Source organism: Legionella worsleiensis (assembly GCF_001467535.1).
GTDB classification, from domain to species: domain Bacteria; phylum Pseudomonadota; class Gammaproteobacteria; order Legionellales; family Legionellaceae; genus Legionella; species Legionella worsleiensis.
Window position 1 is genome coordinate 1 of record NZ_LNZC01000017.1, and the last position, 728, is coordinate 728.

A 728-nucleotide genomic window follows, 5' to 3' on the forward strand; every position below is an offset into this window, starting at 1 on the left:
CCTGCCACGCTAAATTCAGTGACACTCACCGCACCGTCCACGCTGCTCGTTCCGGTCAGCACATTACCGTTCAAAGTCGTGTCTTCTGCGGTACTCACAACTTCATTCGCATCACTAAAGGCATCATCCACAGGTGTGACGTCTATACTCAAAGTCGAGGTGTCGCTGCTGCTGCCATCGGTCATGGTGTAGGTCACCACGGGAACCGCTCCGTTGTAATTGGCTGCAGGAACAAAACTGAACGTTCCATTCGCATTAATTTGTAGGGTACCAACTCCCGCAATAGTGGCGGTGTCGCCTGCGTTATAAGTAGCCGGATCGCCTGCCACGCTAAATTCAGTGACACTCACCGCACCGTCCACGCTACTCGTTCCGGTCAGCACGTTGCCATTCAAAGTCGTGTCTTCTGCGGTACTCAAGACTTCATTGGCGTCGCTAAAGACATCATCAACAGCCGTGACGTCTATGCTCAAAGTCGAGGTGTCGCTGCTGCTGCCATCACTCAAGGTGTAAGTGGCGACTGGAACTGCACCGTTGTAATTGGCTGCAGGAACAAAACTGAACGTTCCATTGGCATTAATTTGTAGAGTACCAACCCCAGCAATAGTCGCTGTGTCGCCTGCATTATAAGTGGCCGGATCCCCTGCCACGCTAAATTCAGTGACACTCACCGCACCGTCCACGCTGCTCGTTCCGGTCAGCACGTTGCCATTCAAAGTCGTGTCTTC

Annotated in this window: 1 protein-coding gene; it reads right to left on the reverse strand. The window is 52.7% G+C overall.

Annotated features, from left to right (window positions below; genetic code table 11):
* Nucleotides 1–728: cadherin-like domain-containing protein (locus Lwor_RS13855; RefSeq protein WP_193786614.1), on the reverse strand; the 728-nt coding region annotated here is incomplete at both ends.